The organism is Amycolatopsis sp. (genome assembly GCF_025464955.1).
Lineage (GTDB): Bacteria > Actinomycetota > Actinomycetes > Mycobacteriales > Pseudonocardiaceae > Amycolatopsis.
In genome coordinates, this window is record NZ_JAODNM010000105.1 from 34,266 (window position 1) to 60,805 (window position 26,540).

General features: G+C 68.6%; 25 protein-coding genes. 13 read left to right on the plus strand and 12 right to left on the minus strand.

What is annotated here, in order from left to right; genetic code table 11:
- Positions 1-10: 10 nt before the first annotated feature.
- The 6 genes from mutA to JWQ81_RS24635 all read left to right on the plus strand — a co-directional run bounded on the left by mutA (position 11) and on the right by JWQ81_RS24635 (position 8,082).
- Entirely contained in the window at positions 11-1,900 is a 1,890-nt protein-coding gene (mutA, locus tag JWQ81_RS24610; RefSeq protein ID WP_297544974.1) for a methylmalonyl-CoA mutase small subunit, read from the plus strand.
- A complete protein-coding gene (gene scpA, locus JWQ81_RS24615; protein ID WP_297544975.1) occupies positions 1,897-4,065 on the plus strand; it encodes a methylmalonyl-CoA mutase in 2,169 nt (722 codons plus the stop codon). The genes mutA and scpA overlap by 4 nt, the downstream gene beginning before the upstream one ends.
- A gap of 3 nt (positions 4,066-4,068) precedes the next feature.
- Complete coding sequence (gene meaB, locus JWQ81_RS24620; RefSeq protein ID WP_297544976.1) at positions 4,069-5,055, plus strand: methylmalonyl Co-A mutase-associated GTPase MeaB; 987 nt, start codon at positions 4,069-4,071, stop codon at positions 5,053-5,055.
- Between the two features lie 94 nt (positions 5,056-5,149).
- Positions 5,150-5,485, plus strand: coding sequence for a hypothetical protein (locus JWQ81_RS24625; RefSeq protein ID WP_297544978.1), 336 nt, complete (start codon positions 5,150-5,152; stop codon positions 5,483-5,485).
- 205 nt (positions 5,486-5,690) lie between these two features.
- Positions 5,691-6,986 carry a M20 family metallopeptidase gene (locus JWQ81_RS24630; RefSeq protein WP_297544980.1) on the plus strand — a complete coding sequence of 432 codons (1,296 nt, stop codon included), beginning with the start codon at positions 5,691-5,693 and terminating at the stop codon, positions 6,984-6,986.
- A gap of 196 nt (positions 6,987-7,182) precedes the next feature.
- The gene (locus tag JWQ81_RS24635; protein WP_297544982.1) at positions 7,183-8,082 is read left to right on the plus strand and encodes a DUF559 domain-containing protein; all 900 of its coding nucleotides are present in this window, start codon (positions 7,183-7,185) and stop codon (positions 8,080-8,082) included.
- Between the two features lie 87 nt (positions 8,083-8,169).
- Here JWQ81_RS24635 and JWQ81_RS24640 read toward each other — a convergent pair whose 3' ends face one another.
- Positions 8,170-8,619: a gamma-glutamylcyclotransferase gene (locus JWQ81_RS24640; RefSeq protein ID WP_297544984.1), complete on the minus strand. Its 450-nt coding sequence runs from the start codon at positions 8,617-8,619 to the stop codon at positions 8,170-8,172.
- A gap of 131 nt (positions 8,620-8,750) precedes the next feature.
- Here JWQ81_RS24640 and JWQ81_RS24645 point away from each other — a divergent pair, with 131 nt between their 5' ends.
- From JWQ81_RS24645 to JWQ81_RS24665, 5 genes are all read left to right on the plus strand, one after another.
- Entirely contained in the window at positions 8,751-10,154 is a 1,404-nt protein-coding gene (locus tag JWQ81_RS24645) for an NAD(P)H-quinone dehydrogenase (protein ID WP_297544986.1), read from the plus strand.
- Between the two features lie 94 nt (positions 10,155-10,248).
- Complete coding sequence (locus JWQ81_RS24650; protein ID WP_297544988.1) at positions 10,249-10,755, plus strand: hypothetical protein; 507 nt, start codon at positions 10,249-10,251, stop codon at positions 10,753-10,755.
- 509 nt (positions 10,756-11,264) lie between these two features.
- On the plus strand, positions 11,265-11,933 hold the full coding sequence (locus JWQ81_RS24655) for a hypothetical protein (protein WP_297544990.1): 669 nt from the start codon (positions 11,265-11,267) through the stop codon (positions 11,931-11,933).
- A gap of 4 nt (positions 11,934-11,937) precedes the next feature.
- The gene (locus tag JWQ81_RS24660) at positions 11,938-12,573 is read left to right on the plus strand and encodes a class F sortase (protein ID WP_297544992.1); all 636 of its coding nucleotides are present in this window, start codon (positions 11,938-11,940) and stop codon (positions 12,571-12,573) included.
- A gap of 98 nt (positions 12,574-12,671) precedes the next feature.
- Positions 12,672-13,481 (plus strand): VOC family protein, encoded by an 810-nt coding sequence (locus JWQ81_RS24665; protein WP_297544994.1) that lies wholly within the window; start codon positions 12,672-12,674, stop codon positions 13,479-13,481.
- An 83-nt stretch (positions 13,482-13,564) separates the two neighbouring features.
- Here the strand turns inward: JWQ81_RS24665 and glpK are convergent, their stop codons facing one another.
- Together glpK and JWQ81_RS24675 are read right to left on the minus strand one after the other, a co-directional pair.
- Positions 13,565-15,073: a glycerol kinase GlpK gene (gene glpK / locus JWQ81_RS24670; RefSeq protein ID WP_297544996.1), complete on the minus strand. Its 1,509-nt coding sequence runs from the start codon at positions 15,071-15,073 to the stop codon at positions 13,565-13,567.
- 23 nt (positions 15,074-15,096) lie between these two features.
- The gene (locus JWQ81_RS24675; protein WP_297544998.1) at positions 15,097-15,837 is read right to left on the minus strand and encodes an MIP/aquaporin family protein; all 741 of its coding nucleotides are present in this window, start codon (positions 15,835-15,837) and stop codon (positions 15,097-15,099) included.
- A gap of 239 nt (positions 15,838-16,076) precedes the next feature.
- On the opposite strand from JWQ81_RS24675, the gene JWQ81_RS24680 reads away from it, so the two are divergent.
- Complete coding sequence (locus tag JWQ81_RS24680) at positions 16,077-17,813, plus strand: glycerol-3-phosphate dehydrogenase/oxidase (RefSeq protein ID WP_297544999.1); 1,737 nt, start codon at positions 16,077-16,079, stop codon at positions 17,811-17,813.
- Between the two features lie 4 nt (positions 17,814-17,817).
- On the opposite strand, the gene JWQ81_RS24685 is transcribed toward JWQ81_RS24680, so the two are convergent.
- The 8 genes from JWQ81_RS24685 to JWQ81_RS24720 form a co-directional block, all read right to left on the minus strand.
- Positions 17,818-19,230 carry an AMP-binding protein gene (locus JWQ81_RS24685; RefSeq protein ID WP_297545001.1) on the minus strand — a complete coding sequence of 471 codons (1,413 nt, stop codon included), beginning with the start codon at positions 19,228-19,230 and terminating at the stop codon, positions 17,818-17,820.
- On the minus strand, positions 19,209-19,742 hold the full coding sequence (locus tag JWQ81_RS24690) for a GNAT family N-acetyltransferase (RefSeq protein WP_297545003.1): 534 nt from the start codon (positions 19,740-19,742) through the stop codon (positions 19,209-19,211). Before JWQ81_RS24690 ends, JWQ81_RS24685 begins: the two co-directional genes overlap by 22 nt.
- Positions 19,743-19,838: 96 nt before the next feature.
- On the minus strand, positions 19,839-20,459 hold the full coding sequence (locus JWQ81_RS24695) for a response regulator transcription factor (protein WP_297545005.1): 621 nt from the start codon (positions 20,457-20,459) through the stop codon (positions 19,839-19,841).
- Positions 20,456-21,730, minus strand: a complete 1,275-nt coding sequence (locus tag JWQ81_RS24700) for a sensor histidine kinase (RefSeq protein WP_297545007.1) — start codon at positions 21,728-21,730, stop codon at positions 20,456-20,458. The genes JWQ81_RS24695 and JWQ81_RS24700 overlap by 4 nt, the downstream gene beginning before the upstream one ends.
- Before the next feature lie 78 nt (positions 21,731-21,808).
- Positions 21,809-22,198 (minus strand): DUF1707 domain-containing protein, encoded by a 390-nt coding sequence (locus tag JWQ81_RS24705; RefSeq protein ID WP_366942333.1) that lies wholly within the window; start codon positions 22,196-22,198, stop codon positions 21,809-21,811.
- Between the two features lie 18 nt (positions 22,199-22,216).
- Positions 22,217-22,762, minus strand: a complete 546-nt coding sequence (locus JWQ81_RS24710) for a DUF1707 domain-containing protein (protein WP_297545009.1) — start codon at positions 22,760-22,762, stop codon at positions 22,217-22,219.
- Positions 22,763-22,827: 65 nt separating this feature from the next.
- Positions 22,828-24,636 carry an acetyl/propionyl/methylcrotonyl-CoA carboxylase subunit alpha gene (locus tag JWQ81_RS24715; RefSeq protein ID WP_297545011.1) on the minus strand — a complete coding sequence of 603 codons (1,809 nt, stop codon included), beginning with the start codon at positions 24,634-24,636 and terminating at the stop codon, positions 22,828-22,830.
- Positions 24,637-24,768: 132 nt separating this feature from the next.
- Positions 24,769-25,053: an SAV_915 family protein gene (locus JWQ81_RS24720; protein ID WP_297545013.1), complete on the minus strand. Its 285-nt coding sequence runs from the start codon at positions 25,051-25,053 to the stop codon at positions 24,769-24,771.
- Between the two features lie 65 nt (positions 25,054-25,118).
- On the opposite strand from JWQ81_RS24720, the gene JWQ81_RS24725 reads away from it, so the two are divergent.
- Entirely contained in the window at positions 25,119-25,817 is a 699-nt protein-coding gene (locus JWQ81_RS24725) for a hypothetical protein (RefSeq protein WP_297545015.1), read from the plus strand.
- Positions 25,818-25,874: 57 nt separating this feature from the next.
- On the opposite strand, the gene JWQ81_RS24730 is transcribed toward JWQ81_RS24725, so the two are convergent.
- On the minus strand, positions 25,875-26,507 hold the full coding sequence (locus tag JWQ81_RS24730; RefSeq protein WP_297545058.1) for a nucleoside triphosphate pyrophosphatase: 633 nt from the start codon (positions 26,505-26,507) through the stop codon (positions 25,875-25,877).
- Between the last annotated feature and the right edge of the window lie 33 nt (positions 26,508-26,540).

The window sequence follows — 26,540 nt, forward strand, 5'->3', positions numbered from 1 at the left end:
ATCACTAGGTATGACCGAGGCTGGGACGATGGAGTCTGTGCCCGACGAGGCTCCCGAGCCGGATGAGCTCACGCTCGCCGCCGAGTTCGAGACCGCTGGGCGCGCGCAGTGGCAGGAGCTCGTCGCCGGGGTGCTGCGCAAGAGCGGTGCGCTGAAAGAAGGTTTCGACGGCGCGCCGGAGAGCTTGCTGACCACGCGGACCTACGACGGCATCGAAATCCAACCGCTGTACACCGCGGAGGACACCAGCCCGCCCGCCGGATTCCCCGGCGTTGCGCCCTTCGTGCGCGGCGCGCGGCCCGAGGGCTCGGTCGGCACCGGCTGGGACATCCGGGCCCTGCATACCTCCACCGACGCGCGCGCGGCCAACAAGGCGATCCTCGCCGACCTCGAGGGCGGCGTCACCTCGGTCTGGCTGCGTGTCGGTGGTGACGCGCTGCCTGTCGACGCGCTCGCCGACGCGCTGAACGAGGTCTACGTCGACCTCGCCCCGATCACCTTGGACGCCGGTGCGGAGTACGAAGCCGCAGCCGAAGCCCTCCTCGACGTCTTCGTCGAGCGTGGGGTGCCTGCCGCCCAGGCCCACGGCACCCTCGGAGCAGACCCGATCGGGTTACGCGCTCGCACCGGGCAGCCCCACGACGTCGCTCCGGCTGCCGCACTCGCCGCGCGCGTGGCCGCGAAGTACCCCGAGCTGCGCACGATCGTGGTCGACGGCACGGTCTTCCACGAGGCAGGCGGGTCCGACGCGCAGGAGTTGGGCGCGGCTGTCGCGGCCGGCGTCGCGTACCTGCGCGCGCTGACCGACGCGGGACTAGACGTCGACACCGCGGCGTCGCAGCTGGAGTTCCGGCTCGCCGCGGGCGCGGACCAGTTCCTCACCATCGCGAAGTTCCGCGCCGCGCGCCGCCTCTGGGCGCGGGTCGCCGAGGTCGCGGGCGCGAATCCGGAAGCCCGCGGGATGCGGCAGCACGCCGTCACCTCACCGTCGATGCTCACGCGCCGCGACCCCTGGGTGAACATGCTCCGCACGACCGTGGCCTGTTTCGGCGCCGGAGTCGGCGGCGCGGACGCCATCACCGTGCTCCCGTTCGACGGCGCGATCGGCGTGTCGGACGCGTTTTCCCGGCGCGTCGCGCGCAACACGCACGCGATCCTGCTCGAGGAGTCGAAGCTTGCCGGGGTGATCGACCCGGCGGGCGGCTCCTGGTACGTCGAAAACCTCACCGACGAGCTCGCGCGCGTGGCGTGGGCCGAGTTCACCGGCATCGAACGCGAAGGCGGGATCGAGTCCGCTTTGGACTCCGGCTCGCTCGCCGGGCGGCTCGCCGAAACCTGGGCCGCGCGGTCGAAGCGGATCGCCAACCGCAAGGACCCGATCACCGGCGTCAGCGAATTCCCCAACCTGGAAGAGAAACCGGTCGTCCGTGAGCCGGTTCCGTCCGTTGTGGAGGGTGGGCTGCCGCGCGTCCGGTACGCGCAGGACTACGAGGCCCTGCGCGACCGGTCCGACGCCTACCTAGCCGAACACGGCAAGCGGCCGCAGGTCTTCCTCGCCACCCTCGGCCCGGTCGCCGCGCACACCGCCCGCGCCGCGTTCGCGTCGAACCTGTTCCAGGCCGGCGGAATCGCGCCGATCGACCCGGGCGCGACCGAAGACGTCGTCGGCGACTTCACCAAGAGCGGCGCCACGATGGCCTGCATCTGCGGCAGCGACCGCTCCTACGGCGAACAGGCCGCCGAGGTCGCCGCGGCGCTGGCCGAAGCGGGCGCGGAAGCCGTGTTGCTGGCCGGGAAACCGACCGACGCTTACGGGCGCGTGACCGGGTTCGTCCATGCGGGCTGTGACGCGCTCGCCGTGCTGAGGAGCACCCTCGAAACGCTGGGAGTCCCGCGATGAGCATCCCGAACTTCGCCGACGTCGAGCTCGGTACCCCCGAGCCCGGCAGCACGGCCGCCTGGGCCGACGCACTCCAGTCGAGCACCGGGAAGGGCGCGGACGCGCTGGCCTGGGAGACGCCGGAAGGCATCGGGATCAAGCCGGTGTACACCGCCGACGACTTGTCCGATGTGGACTTCCTCGGTACGTACCCCGGGATCGCGCCGTACCTGCGCGGGCCCTATCCGACGATGTACGTCAACCAGCCCTGGACCATCCGCCAGTACGCCGGGTTCTCCACCGCGAGCGAGTCCAACGCCTTCTACCGCCGCAACCTCGCGGCCGGCCAAAAAGGACTGTCCGTCGCCTTCGACCTGGCCACGCACCGCGGTTACGACTCGGACCACCCGCGCGTCGCCGGCGACGTCGGCATGGCGGGGGTCGCGATCGACTCGATCTACGACATGCGCCAGCTCTTCGACGGCATCCCGCTCGACAAGATGAGCGTGTCGATGACGATGAACGGCGCGGTGCTGCCGGTGCTGGCGCTCTACGTCGTCGCCGCGGAGGAGCAGGGCGTTTCGCCGGACAAGCTCGCCGGGACGATCCAGAACGACATCCTCAAAGAGTTCATGGTCCGCAACACCTATATCTACCCGCCGCAGCCGTCGATGCGAATCATCTCGGACATCTTTTCCTACACTTCAAAGAATATGCCGAAGTACAACTCGATCTCCATCTCGGGTTACCACATGCAGGAAGCCGGGGCGACAGCCGACCTCGAGCTGGCGTACACCCTCGCCGACGGCGTCGAGTACCTCCGCGCGGGCATGGAAGGCGGGCTGGACATCGACAAGTTCGCCCCGCGCCTGTCGTTCTTCTGGGCGATCGGGATGAACTTCTTCATGGAGGTCGCCAAAATGCGCGCGGCCCGGATGATCTGGGCCAAGCTGGTCAAGCAGTTCGAGCCGAAGAGCGCGAAGTCGTTGTCGCTGCGGACACACTGCCAGACTTCGGGCTGGTCGCTGACCGCTCAGGACGTCTACAACAACGTCATGCGCACCTGCGTCGAAGCGATGGCGGCGACCCAGGGGCACACGCAGTCGTTGCACACCAACGCGTTGGACGAGGCGCTGGCCCTGCCGACGGACTTCTCCGCCCGCATCGCGCGCAACACGCAACTGTTGCTGCAGCAGGAATCCGGTACCACGCGTGTCATTGATCCGTGGGGTGGCAGCTCTTTCGTCGAGAAGCTCACCTACGACCTCGCGCGCAAGGCGTGGGGACACATCAGCGAGGTCGAGGCCGCCGGCGGAATGGCGAAGGCGATCGACGCCGGCATCCCGAAGCTGCGCATCGAGGAGGCCGCCGCGCGCACGCAGGCACGGATCGACTCCGGGCGGCAGGCCGTGATCGGCGTCAACAAGTACCAGGTAACCGACGACGAGGCGGTCGAAGTCCGCAAGGTCGACAACGGCGACGTCCGCGCGCAGCAGCTCGAGAAACTGCGGCGGCTGCGTGAAGAGCGGGACTCCGATGCCACCGACGACGCGTTGCGCAGGCTCGCGGCGGGCGCGGACAGCGACGGGAACCTGCTGGAACTCGCCATCGACGCGGCGCGCGCGAAGGCGACCGTCGGGGAGATCTCCGACGCGCTCGAGAAGAAGTGGGGCCGCCACGCCGGCCAGATTCGTACCATCTCCGGGGTGTACCGGGACGAGGTCGGGAAGTCGAAGAACGTGGACAAGGCGCGTGAGCTGGTCGAGGCGTTCGCCGAGGCGGAAGGCCGCCGTCCCCGGATCCTGGTCGCCAAGATGGGCCAGGACGGGCACGACCGCGGCCAGAAGGTGATCGCGACGGCGTTCGCGGACATCGGCTTCGACGTCGACGTCGGCCCGCTGTTCTCCACCCCGGGCGAGGTCGCGCGGCAGGCGGTTGAGGCGGACGTCCACGTCGTCGGGGTGTCCTCGCTCGCCGCCGGGCACTTGTCGCTGGTGCCCGCGCTGCGGTCCGAGCTGGCCGAACTTGGCCGCGAGGACATCATGGTCGTGGTCGGCGGCGTCATCCCGCCGCAGGATTACGAGGAGTTGCGCGCGGCGGGGGCGGCGGCGATCTTCGGGCCGGGGACGGTCATCGCGGACGCCGCGATCGATCTGATCGAGCAGCTATCAGCACGGGAGTACTGACCGTTGGCGCGAAAGGTCGATGTCGCCGCGTACGCCGGGGGAGTGCTCGCCGGGGACCGCGGCGCGCTGTCCAAGGCGATCACGCTGGTCGAGTCGCAGCGGGCGGATCACCGAGCCCAGGCGCAGGAACTGCTGGTCGAGCTGCTGCCGCACGCCGGGGGAGCACACCGCGTCGGCATCACCGGCGTCCCCGGTGTCGGCAAGTCGACATTTATCGATCAGCTGGGGGTCGACCTGACCGGGCAGGGGCACCGCGTCGCCGTGCTCGCCGTCGACCCGTCGTCCACCCGCACCGGCGGCAGCATCCTCGGTGACAAGACGCGGATGGCGCGGCTCGCGGTGGACCCGGACGCGTTCATCCGCCCGTCGCCGACGTCCGGGACGCTCGGCGGGGTGGCCAGGGCTACCCGCGAGACGATCGTGCTGATGGAGGCGGCGGGGTACGACACCGTGCTCGTCGAGACCGTCGGGGTCGGGCAGTCCGAAGTGACCGTGTCGAACATGGTCGACTGCTTCCTGTTCCTGACCCTGGCGCGGACCGGCGACCAGCTGCAGGGCATCAAAAAAGGCGTGCTCGAGCTCGCCGACGTCATCGCTGTCAACAAGGCCGACGGGGACCACGAGCGCGACGCGAAACGGGCGGCCAGGGAGCTCGCCGGCGCGTTGCGGATGATCTACGGGCCGGACGTTTCGTGGACGCCACCCGTGCTGACCTGCAGCGCGCTGACCGACGTCGGCCTGGACGAGGTCTGGAAGCAGGTCAGGCTGCATCACGACACGCTCGACGCGTCCGGTGAGCTCGCCGAACGCCGTCGCCGTCAGCAGGTGGACTGGACCTGGGCGATGGTGCGTGAGCAGTTGCTCAGCCGGCTGACCGCGGAACCGCGGGTCAAAGCGGTCGTACCGGACATCGAGCAGGCCGTTCGCGACGGCGGGCTGACCGCGACGCTGGCCGCTCAGCGCATCCTCGATGCGTTCAACGGCACGTGATCTCGAAGCAGCAATACCTCGACACGCTCTGATGGCGGATGACTTCCACCGTCGAAACAGGGCACAATGTCGCTTCGTCGCCGGATGGGGAGTGATGACGAAACTTCGAGGCCTGGTACTCGCCGGACTGATCGGCCTGCTCGCCGTGTGCGCGCCGCCGGCTCAGGCCGTCGTGTTCACGCCCGCCGCTGCCGCTGGTCAGCTCGCCGCGTCCGCCCCGGTACCGGTGCTTTTGCAGCCGGAGCTGCGGCAGGCGCCGCCCGGCCCGGTGCTCGACCCGGCGAACACCAACGAGGCGAACACCCTGAAGACCAGGAACAAGGCCATCGCCGCCGGCGTCGCCGCGGTGCTGCTGCTCCTGGTGGTCTGGGGCCGCCGGGTGCGCTCGAAGAAGCGCAAAAAGCGCAACGACCAGGCCGCGGGCAAGTAACACCGAGTGTTCAGCCTGGCCGAATTTCGCTGAGCCGTTCAACGCAGATCCACTACCGGCCGTCTCCGACGCCGGTGCTCAGCGTGCCGCTTGCCGCTTGCATGGTGCACGATCGTCTGCAAATGCCTACAACAGTGAAGACCGACCGATCGGCACGCTCAGTGATTTCCGCTGCGACAGCCGGTGCTGTGAAGGGTGGTGCAGTGTGACCGTGCTGGACTCACGACCGGAAGTTCCCGGCGACCGCGAGGACCGTGTTTCCTCTATCGAGTCGCTCGACGCGCTGATCACCGACGCCGGCGTCAGCATGGCACCTGTGCAGGACATGGGTAAGGGTCGTGGGCCGTTCTGGCTGGACAGCTGGCTGCTGGACAACGCCACCGATGTGCTCGCCTGGCGGCGGCACATCCACGCGCACCCCGAGCTGTCCCGGCAGGAGTTCCAGACCACGGAACTCGTGCTCCGGGTGCTGCGTTCGGTCGGCCTGCAGCCGTGGCTCCTGCCCGGCGGCGTCGGCGTGGTGTGCGACATCGGCACCGGCGAGCGCTGTGTCGCGCTGCGCGCCGACATGGATGCGCTGCCGCTCGAAGAGGCGACCGGCCTGCCGTTCTCGTCGACCATCGAGGGCGCGGCGCACATGTGCGGCCACGACGCGCACACGTCGATCCTGCTCGGCGCCGCGCGGGCACTGGCTTCCGCGCCCGAGCTGCCGGGGCGCGTGCGGTTGATCTTCCAGCCCGCGGAGGAGGTCATGCCCGGCGGAGCGCTGGACATGGTCGCCGCGGGCGCGCTCGAAGGCGTCGACCGGATCTTCGGGCTGCACTGCGACCCGCGCCTCGAGGTCGGCAAGGTCGGCACCCGGGTCGGCGCGCTGACCTCGGCCGCCGACCTGATCGAGCTGCGGCTGACCTCCCCCGGTGGGCACACCTCGCGGCCGCATCTGACGGCCGACCTGGTGCACGCGCTCGGCACGGTCATCACGTCACTGCCTTCGGTGCTGTCCCGGCGCGTCGACCCGCGGTCGGGCACGGTGCTCGTCTGGGGCGCCGTCCACGCTGGTCAGGCCGCCAACGCGGTGCCGCAGGACGGGCGCCTGCTCGGCACGTTGCGCACCGCGGACCACCGGGTGTGGACCGAGCTGGAGCCGCTCGTCGCGTCCGCGGTGGAGTCGCTGCTGGCCCCGACCGGCGTCGGGTTCTCGCTGGACTACCGGCGCGGCGTCCCGCCCGTGGTGAGCGACGAGGAAAGCGCCACCGTGCTCCGCGCCGGCGTCGAAGCTGCGCTGGGCGACGAAGCCCTCGTCCCGACGGAGCAGTCGTCCGGTGGTGAGGACTTCGGCTGGTACCTCGAGCACGTCGAAGGCGCCTTCGCACGCCTCGGCGTCTGGTCCGGTGAGGGCCCCATGTCCGACATCCACCGCCCGTCCTTCGTCCTCGACGAACGAGCCCTCATGGTCGGCGTCCGCGTCATGGTCCACGCCGCCCTCGCCGCCCTGGCCTAAGCCGCGAGTCCCACGTTCAAACGCGCGAGTCCCACGTTCGGGACCGGGGAGTCCCACACTCAAGCGAGTGAGTCCCACGTTCGCCGTCGTCAAGTCGACGGCGGCGTACGAGGCCGAGTTATCCACAGCTGACGTAGTTATCCACATATTGGGGATAGTCGCTCTCGGTGTGCGGAAAATACCTCACAGTGGGTGAGTGACTTCACTACCGGAACGAACGCACGGTGCCTACTCGCGCACCGAACTGACTCAACTCCTGGGTGCGAAGGGACTCCACGCCGTGCTTACCGAGCGGCGGTTACTTCCGTTCTCCAGAGAGGTGCTCGTCGAGGCGCATCGAGCTACCGACTTCGCTACGCGTGCAGCAGCTTCGCTGCTGCACGCCGGCCCGCTCGCCGCGCTGTACGGGCTCAGCTCGCTGGCCATGTTCGGATGTTCGGCGGCCGATCGTGCGCCGATCCACGTCTTGGTTCCCTACCAACGCAAACTGCGACATCGCCCAGGGTTGATCGTGCATCAGGGGCGTTTCGATGCTTTCGACGTGGACGAACTGGACGGGCTTAGGGTGACCTCGATGGATTTCGCGCTTGCCGAGGTTCTTTGTCGTGGTGACCGGCGCACTGGGCTGGCTTGCGCAGACCAGGCTCTCGCTCTTCTCCCGGAGAGCGAACGCACGACCTTCCGGGCCTGGACTGAGGAGCGGATCCTCGCTCGGTCCGATCCGAGGGGTATCCGACGCGCCTTGTTCCTGCTGAATCTCGCAACCGGCCTCGCGGAATCCCCGCCCGAGAGTTGGACGCTGTTGGACTTGATCGACGCTGGTCTGCCGGTTCCGGTTCTTCAGTTCCCGGTCTGTGATCTGGCGGGGAACGAGATATACCGACTCGACTTCGCCTGGCCCGAAATTCGCGTAGCCGTCGAGTACGACGGCTACGAGGCTCACGAGCACCGAATCTCGCGCGACGCAGCCCGCGATGAGGATTTGCGGCGTCGCGGGTGGATGGTGATCAGGGCCGATGCCGCTGATTTGAAGAATCCCAGTCGCCTTATCACAGCTGTTGAAGCGGCGTTCAGGGTTCGAGGGCTTGCCGCGTGAGTGTCGATGTGGGACTCATCGGCTTGAGTGGGGGACTCGCCCGCTCTGAACGTGGGACGCGCGCGTTTGAACGTGGGACTCGCGTGGTTAGCCGGTGATGCCGGTGCAGGGGCGGGTGCGGAGGGCGTCGACGTAGTCGGCGGGGGCGCCGGCGGCTTCGGCCGCGTCGGCGAGGACGCCGATGTAGCGGGCCGAGGGGAGGCCGCCTTCGTAGCCATCGAGGACGTAGAGCCAGGCGAGGACGGAGCCGTCCATGGTCTGCACGCGCAGTCGGATCTTGTTGTGCATGCCGAGCTCGCCGCCTTCCCAGCGGTCGAGGCCGTCCTCGTCCAGGGTGACGTCGTAGAGCACGACGAACACCCGCGAGCCGGCGTCCTCGACGATGGTCGCGAGCGCGCCCTCCCAGCCGAGGTCCTCGCCGCCGAAGGTCAGCCGCCAGCCTTCCAGCCAGCCTGTTCCGGCCATCGGCGAATGGGGAGCGCGCTGCATCATCTGAGCGGGCTCCATGTTGGATCCGTACGCGGCATACAACGTCACGACGCACAGCCTAGCGACCTCCTGATCACCGAAGACGACGCACGTCGCGTGTCCGGCCGCTCAACCGGATGAACGGTCGCCCGCGTACGGTGGGCGCCATCCACAGCAGGTGTGTCAAGAGGAGGAATCGAGTGACCAGGATCGTGATCATGGGCGGCGGCCCGGCGGGTTACGAAGCAGCTCTGGTCGCCGCGCAACACGGCGCCGACGTGACTGTCGTCGAGCGTGACGGGCTAGGCGGCGCGTGTGTCCTCTATGACTGCGTGCCGTCGAAGACGTTCATCGCGTCCTCCGGCGCGCGGGCGAACATGCACGGACTCGCCGAGCTCGGCATCATGACCGACCCGGGCGACACCGGCGTCGACCTCCCGACCGTCCACGGGCGGGTGAAGGGGCTCGCGCTCGCGCAGTCCGCCGACATCCGCGCCCGGGTCCAGCGCGAAGGCGTCCGTGTCATCTCCGGGCAGGCCCGTTTCTGCGACGACGAGCCGGGCCTGGCGATGCACAAGATCGTGGTGACCGACACCGGCGCCGAAAACGAGGTGCTCAACGCCGACGTCGTCCTCATCGCCACCGGCGCCACCCCGCGGGTGCTGCCCGGTGCCGTCCCCGACGGCGAGCGCATCCTCGACTGGCGTCAGCTCTACGACCTGCAAGAGCTGCCCGAACACCTCGCCGTGATCGGCTCCGGCGTGACCGGGGCCGAATTCGCCTCCGCCTACACCGAGATGGGCGTGAAGGTCACCGTCGTCTCCAGCCGCGACCGGGTCCTGCCGCACGAGGACGCCGACGCCGCCGCCGTGCTGGAGGAGGTCTTCTCCCAGCGCGGCACCACCGTCGCGAAGCACGCGCGCGCGGACAAGGTCGAGCGCACCCGCGACGGCGTCAAGGTCCACCTCGCCGACGGCCGGGTGATCGAGGCCAGCCACGCGCTGATGACCGTCGGGTCCATTCCGAACACCACCGACATCGGGCTCGACAAGGTCGGCATCGTGCCCGGCCCCGGCGGGTTCATCACCGTGGACCGCGTTTCGCGCACCAGCGTCTCCGGCATCTACGCGGCGGGCGACTGCACCGGCGTGCTCATGCTCGCCTCCGTCGCCAGCATGCAGGGCCGGATCGCGATGTGGCACGCGCTCGGCGAAGGCGTCGCCCCGATCAAGCTGAAGACCGTCGCGGCGAACGTCTTCACCCATCCCGAGATCGCCACCGTCGGCATCAGCCAGGCCGCGATCGACGCCGGCGAGGTGCCGGCGCGCACGATCATGCTCCCGTTGGCCACCAACGCGCGCGCGAAGATGGAAGGCTTACGGCACGGGTTCGTGAAGCTCTTCTGCCGCCCGGCCACCGGCGTCGTCGTCGGCGGGGTCGTCGTGGCGCCCTCGGCGAGCGAGCTCATCCTTCCCATCGCGCTCGCCGTGCAGAACCAGCTCACAGTGGAACATCTGGCACTGACATTTTCGGTGTACCCGTCGCTGTCCGGGTCGATCACCGAGGCCGGGCGCCAGCTGATGCGTCACGACGATCTCGACTGAAACCCGATCTCGACGGATGTGCCGGGAATAAGCAACCTCCAGGGGGTGCTTGACGTCTTGTGGCGTGTTGAGGCAATACGTACGAGGGGTTTAAGTGAGCAAGAGGACCGCATTCGTCGCCGCGCTGGCGCTGGGTTTGACCTTTCTGGTGGGTTCGTCGAACGGGTTCGCCCAGCCGGCTTCCACCACCCCGGCTGCGCCCGCCGCGCCGGACGCTTCGGGACACGTCCAGCTGAACGCCGACACCGCGGTCACCACCGGCCTGACAGACAAGTACGCCAACGGTGACCTGAACGTCGCGCTCGGCGAGTGCCTGCCGGCGGGCACTCCCGCCGGCGGACCTTCGCCCGCGTCGACCACGTTCTCCTCGCCGGTGCTGACGTTCTCGGGTTACACGTTCCTGCCGACGATCGGGGTGGCCGCCAACGTCACCGCGAACGCGACGCTCAAGCCGGGCACCAAGGCCGGTAGCTACCCGCTCGTGATGAACTGCGCCGGGAAGACCTACCGTGCGACATTCACCGTGACCAAGCCCGCTCCGCAGGTGCGCAAGGTGCCCATGGGCGCCCCGTACACCGGTGGCGGCGGCACGGCCGAATAAGACACGGATGCACGGAAAGACCGCCGGTGGCACTTCTGCCCGGCGGTTTTTTCATGTCCGGACCACGAAGATCGCGAATGGCCAGGTCGCAATTGTTTCGTTATCCGGTGGGGCAACCTGCGCCGGCCGGCATGCGTGTTCGTAGGGCAAGGAAGATAAAAGGAGTGTCGGGGCAGCAGGCCTCCGTCGAGGTGGGCTGCGAGACTCGCTCAGCCGCCATCTGGCGGTACGGCGGATCCAGCGTCGGTACACCGGGTTGATCGCCGCGCCCGTCGGTTCGGGTGTGCTGGTCGCCGGAACGGGAGTCGGCATGGTGGTTTATTGCCGTCGTCAGATCAACCGCAAGAATTAGCCCCACCGCGAATTCGCGAGCAACCCGATACGGGTACGAACGTCTTTAGGGGTGTAAGGCAAACAAAGGGGAAATCGCTTCAGGGGGAAACTGGAGTGATTTCCCGAGGGCGCGCGGAGGGGATCCGCGCAATTCCACAGGTATAAGGGGAACGAAAATGAAGCACCGTAAAACTCTTGTCGCCGGTTTGGCCGTCGGTTTCGCGGTAATGGCACCCGCCGCCGCGTTTGCCACCACGGGCACCGCCACGCCCACGGCGCCGCCGAGTTCGCCCAGCGCGCCGACCTCCGCACCCACCACCGCGCCGCCGACGTCCGACCCGGGCGGCGTGCCGAAGGCCTACATTTCGGTTTCGCCGCACAGTGGGGTGCCGGGCCAGAAGGTCAAGGTCGCGGTGGGTTGCGAGGCCGACTACATCAGCCACCTGTCGTCCGACGCGCTGGACATCGGCAAGCTCCACCAGGTCGGTCCGCAGAACGATCCGAAGATCGCGCCGCGCTCCGAGGCTGCCGCGACGGTCAAGAAGGGCGCGAAGGTCGGTAGCCACAAGGTGAGCTTCGACTGCGGTGGCGCGACGATCACGACGTCGTTCACCCTGCTGACGCCGAAAGCGCCGCCGTCGTCGACAGTGCCGTCGGTGCCGGCGGCGGGGCAGCAGGTCACCAAGGTGCCCAAGGGCGCGCCGCAGACCGGTGGCGGCGGCACGGCGGATCCGGCTTCGTACACCGGGTTGATCGCCGCGCTCGTCGGTTCGGGTCTGCTGGTCGCCGGGGCGGGAGCCGGCACGGTGGTCTATCGCCGACGCCAGTCCGCGCGCCAGAATTAGCCCCATGGCGACTTCCGTGCTTCGCGGCCGTCGGGGGCTTCTGCTCCTGGCGGCCGCCGTACTGGCCGTCCTCGCGGCGGTGGCACTCGTCCTGACCTCGCGCGAGCCTGCCGACGTGGCCATGAGCCAGGCCGGGCAGGAGCAGCTGCCGCCGGCGGGTTCGTCGGCGGGACCGGCCGCGATGGCGAAGTCCGAGCCGGTGTCGGTCGACGTGCCGAAGATCGGCGCCCATTCGACGTTGATCTCCTTGGGACTCAACGCGGACGACACCGTCCAGGTGCCTCCGCTCAGCAACCCGATGCAGGCGGGCTGGTACGAGTACGGGCCGACCCCGGGCGAGCTCGGGCCGGCCGTCATCCTCGGCCACATCGACGGCAACAAGGACAAGGGCATCTTCTACGACTTGAAGAAACTGGCGCCGGGCGACGACATCTCGGTGGCCAGGCTGGACGGCACCACGGCGCATTTCGTGGTCTACAAGACCGACCTGGTGCCGAAGGATGCCTTCCAGCCGGATGCGGTGTACGGCAACACCCCCGGGCCCGAATTACGGCTGATCACCTGTGGAGGCAGCTTCGACCGGGCCGCGCACAACTATGTCGACAACGTGATCGTGTACGCGAAGCTGGCTTCGGGTTAGCTTCCGGGCGCCCGGAGTGACAGTTCGGGTTTTGTCGGTGCCCGGTGCAAGACTGGTGAACAACGTCACACCGCACCTACTCGCACTGGAGCACCGAGATGACTTTCCGAGATTCACCATGGCCGGACGGCACGCCGTGCTGGGCCGACGTAGTGGTACAGGATCGTAAGCGCGCCATGGCTTTCTACGGTGGGCTGTTCGGCTGGGAGCTGGCCGAGGGCGGGCCGGACACAGGTGGTTACACGATGGCGTCGGTCGACGGGCGCCAGGTCGCGGGCATCGCCCAGGCCATGGATGCCGCGCAGCCCGCGTCGTGGACGACCTATCTCGCGGTGTCCGACGCGGACAAAGCCGTCGCCGCGATCGAGGAAGCGGGCGGCCAGATCCACGCGCCGGTGATGGACGTGCTGTCGCTGGGGCGGATGGCCATCGCCGCGGATCCGGGCGGGGCGGTCTTCGGGATCTGGCAGTCGGGCGACCACACCGGGTTCCAGGCGGCGAACCGGCCCGGGACGGTTAGCTGGAACGAGTGCATGACCCGCGACTTCGACGGGGCGAAAGCCTTCTACACCAAGGTTTTCGGGCTCGGGGTGAGTGACATGTCGGCCCCGGGGTTCACCTACGCCACGTGGACCGTCGAAGGCCGGGTGGTCGGCGGGGTCGGCGCCCTGTCCGAGGACATGCCCGCGGAGATCCCCGCGCACTGGGGGACGTACTTCTCCGCGCGGGACACCGACGCTGTCGCGGCCAAGGCCGTCGAACTCGGGGGCACGCTCACGTCCCCGGTTTTCGACTCCCCGCAGGGCCGTATCGCCCTTCTCACCGACGACCAGGGCGCCCCGTTCCGGGTGATCGCGCCGAACGACCAGTCCGGCTCCCCCGACGACTGGGACGACATCGAGTCCTAGTCGTCCCGACTGAAGAGCGGACCGTCCCCGCGAGGACGGTCCGCTGCGACTGGTGCTTGGAGACGCAGTGTCAAGCCTCAGTCCTAGTCTTCGACCCAGTCGAAGGTCTTGGTCACGGCCTTCTTCCAGTTCTTGTACTCGTGCTCACGACGGGAGTCGTCCATCGCCGGGTCCCACTGCTTGTCCTTGGCCCAGTTGTTGCGAATGTCGTCCTCGCTCGCCCAGAACCCGACGGCCAGGCCGGCGGCGTACGCGGCACCGAGGGCGGTGGTTTCGGCTACCACCGGCCGGATCACCGGCACACCGAGGATGTCTGCCTGGAACTGCATGAGCAGCTCGTTGACGACCATGCCGCCGTCGACCTTGAGCGATTTCAGCGGCACCCCGGAGTCGGCGTTCATCGCGTCGATGACCTCGCGGGACTGGAACGCGGTCGCCTCGAGCACCGCGCGCGCGAGGTGGCCCTTGTTGACGAACCGGGTGAGCCCGACGATCGCGCCGCGGGCGTCGGAACGCCAGTAGGGAGCGAACAGGCCCGAGAACGCGGGCACGAAGTACGCGCCGCCGTTGTCCTCGACGCTGCGGGCGTGCTCCTCGATCTCGGCGGCCGTGCCGATGAGGCCGAGGTTGTCCCGAAGCCACTGCACCAGCGAGCCGGTCACCGCGACCGAGCCTTCGAGCGCGTAGATCGTGTCGTTGGTGCCGATCTTGTAGCAGACTGTGGTGAGCAGACCGTTCTCCGACATCACCTTCTCGGTACCGGTGTTGAGCAGCATGAAGTTGCCAGTGCCGTAGGTGTTCTTCGCCTCGCCGGGGGAGAGGCACGCCTGGCCGAAGGTGGCGGCCTGCTGGTCGCCGAGGATGCCGGAGATCGGCACCCCGGCCAGCGCGCCCTTCTCGCGGACCTTGCCGTACTCCTCCGAGGAGGACCGGATCTCCGGCAGCATCGACAGCGGGATGCCCATGTCGGCGGCGTTGCCCTCGTCCCACTTCAGGGTGTCGAGGTCCATCAGCAGGGTGCGGGAGGCGTTGGTCGGGTCAGTGACGTGGATACCGCCGTCGACGCCGCCGGTCATGTTCCACAGGACCCAGGTGTCCATGTTGCCGAACATCAGGTCGCCGGCCTCGGCGCGTTCGCGGGCGCCCTCGACGTTGTCGAGGATCCACTTGACCTTCGGGCCGGAGAAGTAGGTGGCCAGCGGGAGCCCGGTCTTCTGCCGGTACCGCTCCTGGCCGCCCCCGAGTTCGCCGAGGTCCTTGACGATCCGGTCGGTCCGGGTGTCCTGCCAGACGATCGCGTTGTACACCGGCTTGCCGGTCTTGCGGTCCCACACCAGCGCGGTCTCGCGCTGGTTGGTGATGCCGACGGCGACGATGTCGGCCGAGGTCAGGTCCGCCTTGGCCAGCGCGCCCGCGGCGACGGCCCGGGTGTTCTCCCAGATCTCTTCGGCGTTGTGCTCGACCCAGCCCGCCTTCGGGAAGATCTGCTCGTGTTCGCGCTGGTCCGAAGCGACCACGCGGCCGGAGTGGTTGAAGATCATGCAGCGGGTCGACGTCGTGCCCTGGTCGATCGCGGCGACGTAGGAAGTCATCAAAGCTCCAGTTTCGGAAGAGGTCACTTGGTGGCGAGGAAGAGCAGCGCGGCGAGCGAACCGCCGACCAGCGGTCCGACGACCGGGATCCAGGCGTAGCCCCAGTTCCCGCTGCTCTTGCCCTTGATCGGCATCAGGAACGAGTACGCGATGCGGGGCCCGAGGTCACGCGCGGGGTTGATGGCGTACCCGGTCGGGCCGCCGAGCGAGGTACCGATGACCAGCACGACGAACGCGACGCCCGCGTAGCCGAGCGCGCCGTTGCCGAACTGGGGGAGGCCGGCCTTGTCCATCCCGGCACCCGGGCTGAACAGGATGAACGCGATCAGCACGAAGGTACCGATGATCTCGGTGACCAGGTTCCACACGGTGTTCTTGATCTGCGGCCCGGTGGAGAAGATGCCGAGGGTGTTCTCCGGCTCGGGGTGGTCGTCGAACTGGAGTTTGTAGGCCGCCCAGCAGAGCATGGCGCCGATGATCGCGCCGACCATCTGGCCGGCCACGTAGTAGGGCACGTCGGCCCATTTGGTTTTGCCGGCGATCGCCAGCCCGAGGGTGACGGCGGGGTTGAGGTGCGCCCCGCTCTTGTCGGCGATGCTGGCGCCGGTGAAGACGGCGAACGCCCAGCCGACGGTGATGAAGAGGATCCCGCCGCCGTTGCCGTTGGTCTTACGCAGTACGTGGTTGGCGACGACACCTGTACCGAGCAGGATCAGCACGGCGGTACCGAGCGTCTCCCACAAGAAAATCGAGCCCGCGGTCATACTTGCCCCTCCACACTGGACACTTCCTGTGCAGGGTCGAGCACGCCATGTCAACGGCGCCATTGCCGACCCACGATCGAGTGAACGCTACCGCCAGGTAACGGATCCATCCAGGCGCCAGCAGGCCCAATCTTTTCAAGATCGACGAGCGTTGCGCCACACGAGACCTTCTGCGGAGGTGCGCCGGCCGCGCGACGTGACATGCTGGAAGCCTCGAGAAAACCGAGGAGGAGTGTCACGTGGGCGAGTCGCGGCGAACAGAGGCCAACCCGGCGCAGTTGGGTCCACTGAAGCGGGAAGAGTCCTGGCAGCGGCTCGGCAAGGACACCTTCGACGTCGTGGTCATCGGCGGCGGGGTTGTCGGGGCGGGCACCGCACTGGACGCTGCCACCCGCGGCTTACGGGTCGCGCTGGTCGAGGCGCGAGACCTCGCGGCCGGGACATCGAGCCGGTCGAGCAAACTTTTTCACGGCGGGCTGCGGTACCTGGAGCAGCTCGAGTTCGGCCTGGTGCGCGAGGCGCTCAAGGAGCGCGAACTGATGCTGACCACGATCGCTCCGCACCTGGTCAAGCCGGTGAGCTTCCTGTACCCGCTGACCAAGCGCGTGTGGGAGCGGCCGTACACCGCCGCCGGGCTGTTCATGTACGACCGGATGGGCGGCGCGCGGTCCGTGCCCGGCCAAAAGCACCTGACCCGCGCGGGCGCGCTGCGGATGGTCCCAGCGCTCAAGCGCGACGCGCTCATCGGCGGCATCCGTTATTACGACGCCCAGTCCGACGACGCGCGTCACACCATGACAGTCGCCCGCACGGCGGCGCATTACGGTGCCGTCATCCGCACGTCGACGCAGGTCGTGGGTTTCCTGCGGGAGGCGGACCGGGTGTCCGGAGTCCGTGTGCGTGACGTCGAGGACGGCCGCGAGACCGAGATCCACGCCAGCGTCGTGATCAACTGCACCGGTGTCTGGACCGACGAGCTGCAGAAGCTTTCCGGCGGCCGCGGCCGGTTCCGCGTCCGCGCGAGCAAGGGTGTCCACATCGTCGTCCCGCGTGACCGGATCGTGTCCGAGTCCGGGATGATCCTGCGCACCGAGAAGTCCGTGCTGTTCGTGATCCCGTGGCGCAACCACTGGATCGTCGGGACCACCGACACGGACTGGAATCTCGACCTGGCGCATCCAGCGGCCACCAAGCACGACATCGACTACCTGCTCGAACACGTCAACTCAGTGCTCGCGACGCCGCTGACGCACGAAGACATCGAGGGCGTCTACGCCGGCCTTCGGCCGCTGCTGGCAGGGGAGAGCGAAGAGAGCTCGAAGTTGTCGCGTGAGCACGCTGTCGCGCGCGTTTCGCCGGGTCTCGTCGCGATCGCCGGCGGCAAGTACACGACGTACCGGGTTATGGCGGCCGACGCCGTCGACGCCGCCTCGCCCGACCTGCCCGGGCGGCCGCAGCCGTCGATCACCGACAAGGTTCCGCTGCTCGGCGCCGACGGTTACCACGCGTTGGTCAACCAGGCCGATCACCTCGCGGCCGAGCACGGTCTGCACCCGTACCGCGTGCGGCACCTTCTCGACCGCTACGGCTCGATGATCCACGAGGTCCTCGCGCTGGCCGAAGGCCGTCCGGAGCTGCTGAAGCCGCTCGAAACCGCCCCGGACTACCTGGCTGTCGAAGCTGTCTACGCCGCCAGCCACGAAGGTGCGTTGCACCTGGACGACGTCCTCGCGCGACGTACCCGGATCTCGATCGAGTACGCGCACCGCGGGGTCGACTGCGCCGAGCAGGTCGCCGGCCTGGTGAGCGAGGTCCTCGGCTGGTCGGCCGAGACGGCCGCGCGCGAGGTCGAGGTCTACAAGGCGCGTGTCCAGGCTGAGCGCGACTCGCAGTCGCAGCCCAGCGACGAGGCCGCGGACGCCCTGCGCATCGCTGCCCCCGAGGCTCGTTCGGGGATCGTCGAACCCGTGATCTGACGGTTTAGGGACCTGCGCGGAGGGCGGCCTTGTCCACTTTGCCGATGGCGGTGAGGGGGAGGGCGTCGGCGAAGGCGACGCTTGCGGGCACGAAATGCGGTTGGCCGAGTTCGGCGAGTACGTGGGTTTTGACGTCGTCTGCCGTCAACGCGCCGGGTTGCGTTGCGACAACGACGGCGTGGATGACTTCGCTGTCCTCCGTGGGGATGCCGATGACGGCCGCGGCGCGGACGTCCGGGTGCGTGGCGAGCGCGTTTTCGACCGTGGTCGAGGCGACCTTGGTGCCGTGTTCGCCGGTGATGATGACGTCGTTGAGCCGGTCCAGCAGGTAGAGGTAGCCGTCGTCGTCGAAACGGCCGACGTCGCCGGTGCGCAGCCAGCCGTCGCCGATCGGCGGCCTGCCGAGGTAACCGTCCATCATCGACAGTCCGCGGACGAGGATCTCGCCGTGGTCGATCGTGGCTTCCATGCCCGGGACGATGCGGCCGACCGAGCCGAGCCGGTCCGGAAATCCGTCGAGCTCGGCGGCGGAAATGCCGGCGATCATCGGCGCTTCGGTGAGCCCATACCCCTGCCCGACGACCGGGCCGAAGACGTCGAGTGCCTGCGCCAGCCGGCTCGGGGACAGCGGTGCCGCGCCGAGGGACAGGGAACGCACGCTGCTGATGTCGGTCGCCGCCATCGCCGGGTGATCCAGCACGGCGGCTAGTCGCGGCGGGGTCAGCGACAGCGTGCCGATCCGGTGTTTCGCGATGGCTTCCAGCACGGCACCGGCGTCAAAACTGTTGTGCAGCACCAGGATGTCACGTCGCAGCAGGGCGCCGAGGGTGGTCGCGTTGCCGGTCATATGGGACATCGGCGCGATCAGCAGGGTACGGCCGGGGCCCGCCGGGTCCGGCGCGAAGATGTGGGCCATGCCGTCGTAGATCCCGCTGTGCACGATCAGTTTCGGGGTGCCGGTGGTGCCGCCGGTGGGGAAGATGAGCCGGACTGACGCCGGTAGCTCGATCGGATGATCTCCTTGGCGGGTAAGGAGATCATCCAGCGAGACAGACCGGACGGCGTCGCGCAGGTCGGTGTTACCCCGTCGTGGATCGATCACCAGGAGCGTGACGTCCGCGGCCTTCAGCGCGGCCAGCCTGTCCGGTAGGCTCGCGGATTCGGCGATCAGCAGCACAGTGGCGCCCCGCAGTTGCGCGGCCAACTGGACGAGGATCGTCTCCGGCCGGTTGCCACCGAGGATGCCGACGACCTCCGCGGTGCCGACGCCCTCGCCCGCCAACGCCGCGTGCAGCCGCCGCAGAATGCTTGCCGCATCACGGAAACTGGTCTCGACGCCGTCGTGGTGGAACGCGACCGCGTCTCCGCCGTCGTTGAGCGAGCGGAGTACACGCGTCAGGAAGAGGCTCGGCTCCACCGGATCACCTTCTCGCCGGTCGGGGCGAGGTCGGGCTTCGCGCCGAGCAGGGTGAACTCGCAGCGCTTGGCGACGGCAGCCGAAGCGAGGTTGGACTCCAGGTGTTCGTAACCGACGGCTTCCAGCCCCAACGCGCCGAAGCCGAACCGTAGTGCGGCACTCAAGGCCGTCGACGCGACGCCCCGGCCGCGGGCGCGCGGGTGTACCCAGATCGCCGACTCGGCGGTGTGCGCGTCGAGGTCCAGGTTCTTCAGGCCGACCTCGCCCAGTAGATCGCCGGTGGTCGGCTCCGCGATCGCCCACGAGCACCGCCGGTCGGCAGCCCATTCGGCGCTGCGGAGCTCGACGTACTCGGCCGCTTCGTCGAGGTTGCGGACGCGGAGGTTGAGGATGAAGCGCCGGTGCGTCGGGTCGGCGAAACCCTCGATGAGCAGGGGCCGGTCGTCCATGAGCTGGTCGGCCCGCAACTGGCGCAGATAGAACTCGCCCGTGTTGATCTCCACCGGTTCCACCCGCCGACCCTACTTGACCGCAACTCGACGGCGAGTTGCGATCGTGGGGGATACCAACTACCGCAACTCGACGGCGAGTTGCGGTAGGGAACCGGGTCAGCTGAGGATGCGGCGGCGGTAGGCCTCGCCGACGGCGGCCGCGCGGTCGCGGACCTCGAACTTCGCGTAGATGTGCAGCAGGTGGGTCTTGATGCTCGCCTCGCTGATGAACAGCGCCGCCGCCGCGGACCGGTTCGTCGCGCCGTCCGCGATCAGCGTCAGCACCTCCAGCTCCCGTTTGGTCAGTTTGCTCTGCGGCGGCTTACGGGCCCGGCTCATCAGCTTGCCCGCCACCGACGGCGACAGCACCGACTCACCTCGCGCGGCGGACCGGACCGCACGCAGCAGTTCGACGGTCGGCGCGTCCTTGAGCAGGTACCCGGTGGCGCCCGCTTCGATGGCAGGCAGGACGTCGGTTTCGGAATCGAACGTGGTCAGCACGAGGACCCGGACGGCGGGGAACGACCCGCGGATCGCCTTGATCGCGCTCACTCCGTCCATCTGCGGCATCCGCAGGTCCATCAGCACCAGGTCCGGTTCGAGCCGAGTGACCAGCGCGAGCGCTTCGGCGCCGTTCCCGGCTTCGCCGACGACTTCGATGTCGGTCTCGCCGGTGAACGTGCCCCGCAGCCCGTCGCGGAGGATCGGGTGATCGTCGACGATCAACAGCCGGATCACGAAGTCCTGCTTTCTGCCGGGATCGCCGGCACCTGCGCGTTGACCGCGGTCCCGTCGCCGGGCGCGCTCTCGATGACCAGCATGCCGTCGACGCGCTGCAGCCGCTGCCGCATCGCCTCCAGTCCGAAACCCGTACCGTCGACGTCTTCCTGCTTCTGTGACAACGACTTCTGCGACACCAGATCCGGCGCGAAGCCGACGCCGTTGTCGCGCACGTCCAGCATCACCACATCGTCCGAATAGGACAGGGTGAGCCCGACCATGGACGCGTCGGCGTGCTTGCCCGCGTTGGCCAGCGACTCCTGCGCGACGCGGTAGAGGGTGACCTCCAGATCGGGCAGCAGCGGATACGCGTCGCCGGTGGTTTCGATGCGGATCGGCACGCCCGAGGTCTCCGACCACTTGCGGCCCAGCTCGTCGAGCGCATCCGGAAGCCTCGACCCCGTCAGGGATACCGGCCGTAACGCCTGCACCGAGCGACGCGCTTCGGCGAGACTTTCCTTGGCCAGCGTGTGGACGTGCGCGAGGTGGCGGCTGCGTCCCGCCTCGTCGGTCGCGCGGTCGGCGGCCTGCAGCTGCGTGATGATCCCGGCCAGCCCCTGTGCGATCGTGTCGTGGATTTCGCCTGCCATCCGCTGCCGTTCGTCGAAGATCCCCGCTTCGCGAGCCTGCGCCAGGAGTCGGGCGTGCAGGCCGAGGTTCTCCTCCAACGCCGCTTCGACCTTCGCGTTCGCCTCGGCGAGAGCTCCGATCGCCTTGCGCCGCCGCTCGCTTTCGGCCCCGATGAACCACGCCGCGTACAGCAGCGGACCCACGACTGACACCACGAGCACCCACGCGGAGGTGCGTGAGTCGGGGCCCCAGTCGCCCCGCGCCACCATCGGGATCATCGCTGTGATCGCTACCGGGAATACGCACCAGCGCGCCGAGAACAACGCGAACGCGAACGGGTAGCCGACGGACACGAACGCGGTGAACGTGTTGTCCCGGCTGGTCAGCAGGGCCGCCAGGCCCAGTGTGACGAGGTAGTACCCGGCGACGGCCGGCAGATGGCCGATGCGTCGCGGGAACAACGGCACCAGGCCGAGCAGCCAGACCGCGGTGAGTGCGACGAGCGCGAGCGTGCCAAGCCAGTGCCGGGGGTCGCCGTGCGCCGACGCCGCCGCCCAGATCGTGCACGCGAGCAGCAGGATCAGGCCGAGTGTGGACAGGATGAACCCGCCGTAACGTTCGGCCCGCTCGTCCACCACACCCGGCACCACACCCATCATGACCGTGATTGTCGCAGGTGGTGGCCGGTCCGGGGGATCAACCGATCAGTCGCGAACTCCACCGAACGGTGGATGCGCTCACCGGCGTCGGCGGCCCAGGAACAGGGCGAGGGCGGCGGGCAGGACCAGCGCCAGGATGATGCTGTGGGTCTCGAACAGCAGCGCGATGGCGAGCACGATCGCGATCGGGATGGCACTCGCTGTCAGCATCCGCTGCGGCACGGTGCCGGTGCGCGGAGCGGGCTCGGCCTGCGCGCGAGGCACTGACAGCACCGCGGGTTGGGGCGCGGGCAGGTCCTCGAACAGCGGAATGAGGTCGCTGACCCGGGCCGCGGCACCGATTTTCGCCGAGCGTGAGCCGAACTCGTCGATGTCGAGACGTCCGGTGCTGACGTGTTCGCCGAGCACGTCCATCGCCTCTTCACGTTCGGCGTTGGACAGCCGCATGTCCCAGGGCTCCGCGCTCACCAGGAGATCCTACGGCGCTCAGTACCGACGGCGGTCGCGCCGATCATCTCGGCGGTCGCGCCGGATGTCCCGACGCTCGCGGATGTCGTCACGCCGGTCATCCCGGCGGTGGTTGTGGTCGCCCGCCCAGTCGCGGCCCCAGAGTTGGCGGCCGACCCCGGTGAGCACCAGCGGGACCAGGAACCACCACCACCCGCCGACGGTGAGCATCAGCGCCAATCCGGCCAGCCACACCACCGGCACGGCGGCCGCGGTCAGCCGCTGGTTGAGCGGTCGGCCGGCCCAGGTCATCGGCTGTCCCGGCGTGGACGGCGGCTGGACCTCGGTGCTCGTCGACGCCGCTGTCTCCGCAGGTGCCGCGCCGAACTGCGGGTGCGGCTGCGGCAGGTCGTCGAAGATCTCGGCGAGCTCGCCGCGGGTCTTCACCGCCGTCACCTTCGCCGATCGGTCTCCGTACTCGTCGAGGTCGATCCGGCCCACGCTCATGTGTTCACCGAGTGCCTGGAGGGCGGCCTCACGGTCGAGGTCGCTGATTCTCAGCTGCGGTGACGGAACTTCGTTCACGTTGTCGATGGTAGAGCCGTTTCTCCTGCTCGTCTGCCACGTCGGGAAATCGAGATGCCCTGAGTTCAGTCCTTGAGCTCGAGCAGAACCGACCCTTGCGTCACGGCTGCCCCGACTTCGACCGAAAGTCCGGTTACCGTGCCCGATTTATGTGCGGTGACCGGGTTTTCCATCTTCATCGCCTCGAGGACGAGGATCAGCTCGCCCGCTTCGACCTGCTGACCCTCTTCGACGGAGACCTTGACGATCGTGCCCTGCATGGGCGCCGCGACCGCGTCACCGCTGACCGCGGCCTTGGTGCCGCCGGCGCGCTTGCGCGGCTTCGCTTTCACCGCGGTGCCACCGCCGCCGGCGCTGTCGGCGCCGGTGAGGGAGAACCCGCCGGGCAGTGAAACCTCCAGGCGACGGCCGCCGACCTCGACCACGACGGTCTGGCGGGCCTGCTCCTCTTCGACGTCGGCGGAACCGGCGGCGCTGAACGGCGGAATCCGGTTGTCGAACTCGGTCTCGATCCAGCGCGTGTGCACCGCGAAACCGGTGTCATCACCGATGAACGCCGGATCGTCGACGACCGCCCGGTGGAACGGGACGACAGTGGCCAAACCCTCGACGACGAACTCGGCGAGCGCGCGACGGCTGCGCTCCAACGCGTTGGCGCGGTCGGTGCCGGTGACGATCAGCTTCGCCAGCATGGAGTCGAACTGCCCGCCGATCACCGAGCCGGACTCGACGCCGGAGTCGACGCGCACGCCGGGACCGGACGGCGCGACGAACTTCGTCACCGTGCCGGGCGCGGGGAGGAAACCGCGGCCGGCGTCCTCGCCGTTGATGCGGAATTCGATCGAGTGGCCGCGGGGCACCGGATCCTCGGTGTAGCGCAGCTTCTCGCCGCGCGCGATGCGGAACATCTCGCGCACCAGGTCCATCCCGGCGGTCTCCTCGGAAACCGGGTGCTCGACCTGAAGGCGCGTGTTCACTTCGAGGAACGAGATCGTGCCGTCGACGGCGACGAGGTACTCGACCGTCCCAGCGCCGTAGTACCCGGCTTCGGCGCAGATCGCCTTGGCCGAGGAGTGGATACGGGCGCGCTGGTCGTCGGTGAGGAACGGCGCGGGCGCCTCCTCCACCAGCTTCTGGTTGCGGCGCTGCAGCGAACAGTCTCTGGTGCCCACGACGATCACGGTGCCGTGCTGGTCGGCGAGGACCTGCGCTTCGACATGGCGCGACTTGTCGAGATAACGCTCCACAAAGCACTCGCCGCGACCGAAGGCGGAGATCGCTTCGCGGGTGGCGGACTCGAACAGCTCGGGGATTTCTTCCTTGGTACGAGCCACTTTCAGCCCGCGGCCGCCACCGCCGAAGGCGGCCTTGATGGCCACTGGCAGGCCGTGTTCCTCGGCGAACGCGATGATCTCGTCGGCCGTCTCGACCGGATCCTTGGTGCCGGGCACCAGCGGGGCGCCGGCCCGCAGCGCGATGTGCCGCGCGGTCACCTTGTCCCCGAGGTCGCGGATGGACTGCGGGCTCGGGCCGATCCAGGTCAGCCCGGCGTCGATGACGGCCTGGGCGAAGTCGGCGTTCTCGGACAGGAAGCCGTATCCCGGGTGCACCGAGTCGGCTCCGGAGCGCTTTGCGGCGTCGAGCAGCTTGTCGGTCACCAGGTAGCTCTCGGCCGCTGTCGTTCCGCCGAGCGCGAAGGCCTCGTCGGCAAGCCGGACGTGCGGAGCGTCCCTGTCGGGTTCGGCGTACACCGCGACGCTGGTCAGCCCGGCGTCCTTGGCCGCGCGGATGACCCGGACCGCGATCTCGCCCCGGTTGGCCACCAGGACCTTGGTGACGGGTCCGCCTAAGTTCGGGCTGGCCTGCTCGGGCACGCCGTACCTCCTGTGTCGTCCGCTGGTGACCACGCGGCGCCTAGCACTTCCACGGGCCAGAGCTGCAGTTTAGGGGACTGAACAGGGTGTCGCGGTGTAACGAGGACCACCGTCGAGTCCATACGTCGAGTCCTACACAGACGCCGCTGTGTGCCGAAGTTCGGCTGGGAGTGGCGAGTCCAGCACGATGAGGTCGTACGGGTGTCCCTGGTGGATCGTCGGCAGGTTCTCCGTGCGCACGAGCAGCCACGGCTGGTGCGGGCCGCAGCATTCGACAAGCTTGTCCAGCGTGGAGAACGCGACGAGCGCGGTCTGGCCGTCGGGCGTGCGGCGCAGCTCGATCGACGCGCCGGAGCGGTCGGCTTCGGGCGTGCCGGTCGGCAGGTACAGGGCGGAAGGCAGATTCGGATTGGTCACCGGGACAACATAGACGGACACCCACAGCGACATCGCTTACGCTCTCGGCTATGTGGAACATCGGGGTGCGTACACCGAGATCGGTGCTGGTCACCGTGTTGGTGGCGCTCGTGGTGATGATCGCCGCGCTGGCCGTCGTCGTCGCGATGCGGCCGCGGCCGGAAGCGCCGCTGAGCACCGCGGCACCGAACATCGCCCCGCAGTCGACCCCGGCTTGCGGGAAGGCGGCCTGTCACCCGGTGAAGTCGATCGGGATCCACGGGACCACCGTCACCCTGATGGATGACGGGCAGGGCGGTTCGGGACTGGTCACCGTCGGCAGCGACAAGTCACCCCTCGAAGAGGTGACCATCACCGCGCTCGGCGCCAAGCTCGGCCCGGACTCGTTGAGCTGCCTCGACGGAACCACTGCGGCCTGCCTGGTGCAGGGCAGGCAATCCGCCGGCGTGGTGATCGCCGAGGTGGTGACCTCGGACGGCGACACCTGGCGGACGTCCGAACGGCAGTACCTCTCGGACGCCTCCTACATCGGCCTCGACGACGTCACCGGCGACAACGTCCCCGAAGTACTCGTCGTCCGGCACGAATGCCCCGACAGCACGTCCGGCACTCCGCGGTGCACGGCCGCGCCGGTGCTCGCGGAGGTCTTCGACCTCGCGGGCGTCACGCTCGGCTGCACCCGGAAGTACACGTCGCCGTCGCAACTGCACGGCTGGCCGGTCATCCGGCTGACCAAGGCGGATGTCCGCGCCTGCCCGAGTTAGGCAGACGCGCCGAGCCACGTTCGTCGGTGGGACGGCTCTCAGAATGTGAAAAAGGCGTTAGGCCTCTCGGGTGGTCTTCCACAGATCGACCACGCTGACCCCGACCGCGGACAGCAGCTGCCGGGTCAGGGGCAGGCTGATGCCGACGACGCTCGACGGGTCGCCGTCGATGCCCTCCACGAACCAGCCGCCGAGCGCGTCCAGGGTGAACGAACCGGCGACGGCCAGGGGCTCCCCAGTGGCGATGTAGATGTCCAGCTCACGGGCGGTAGGAGTGGCGAAACGGACGGTCGTCGTTCGGCTGGCTGAAGCCTGTTCGGTGCGCTGACCGCCGTCCAGCTTGATGATCGCGTGACCGGTCAGCAGCTCGCCCGTCGAGCCCGCCATAACGGCCCAACGCTCGCGCGCGATCTCTGGCGTGCCCGGTTTGCCGACCATCTCGCCGCCGATCGACAGCATCGAGTCGCAGCCGACGATCACGGCGTCCGGCGTGGTCTGCGCGACGGTGTCGGCGACAGCCTCCGCTTTGGCCAACGCCAGGGCTGTGACCAGCTCGGATGGGGTCGGATCGGTGAGACCGGCGGCCACCGCGTCCTCGTCGACACCGGAGACCACGACGCTCGGTTCGAGGCCGGCGTTGCGCAGGATCGACAGGCGGGCGGGGGACGCGGAGGCGAGGACAAAGTGCACCTCACGCACGGTAGCGGACCTCGGGCGTTATCT

Bases quoted from the DNA above. Each gene is read 5' to 3' on its own strand.
- mutA (WP_297544974.1), top strand. From the start codon at position 11: ATGACCGAGGCTGGGACGATGGAGTCTGTGCCCGACGAGGCTCCCGAG.
- scpA (WP_297544975.1), top strand. From the start codon at position 1,897: ATGAGCATCCCGAACTTCGCCGACGTCGAGCTCGGTACCCCCGAGCCC.
- JWQ81_RS24625 (WP_297544978.1), top strand. From the start codon at position 5,150: ATGACGAAACTTCGAGGCCTGGTACTCGCCGGACTGATCGGCCTGCTC.
- JWQ81_RS24655 (WP_297544990.1), top strand. From the start codon at position 11,265: ATGAAGCACCGTAAAACTCTTGTCGCCGGTTTGGCCGTCGGTTTCGCG.
- JWQ81_RS24660 (WP_297544992.1), top strand. From the start codon at position 11,938: ATGGCGACTTCCGTGCTTCGCGGCCGTCGGGGGCTTCTGCTCCTGGCG.
- JWQ81_RS24665 (WP_297544994.1), top strand. From the start codon at position 12,672: ATGACTTTCCGAGATTCACCATGGCCGGACGGCACGCCGTGCTGGGCC.
- glpK (WP_297544996.1), bottom strand. From the start codon at position 15,073: ATGACTTCCTACGTCGCCGCGATCGACCAGGGCACGACGTCGACCCGC.
- JWQ81_RS24675 (WP_297544998.1), bottom strand. From the start codon at position 15,837: ATGACCGCGGGCTCGATTTTCTTGTGGGAGACGCTCGGTACCGCCGTG.
- JWQ81_RS24700 (WP_297545007.1), bottom strand. From the start codon at position 21,730: ATGATGGGTGTGGTGCCGGGTGTGGTGGACGAGCGGGCCGAACGTTAC.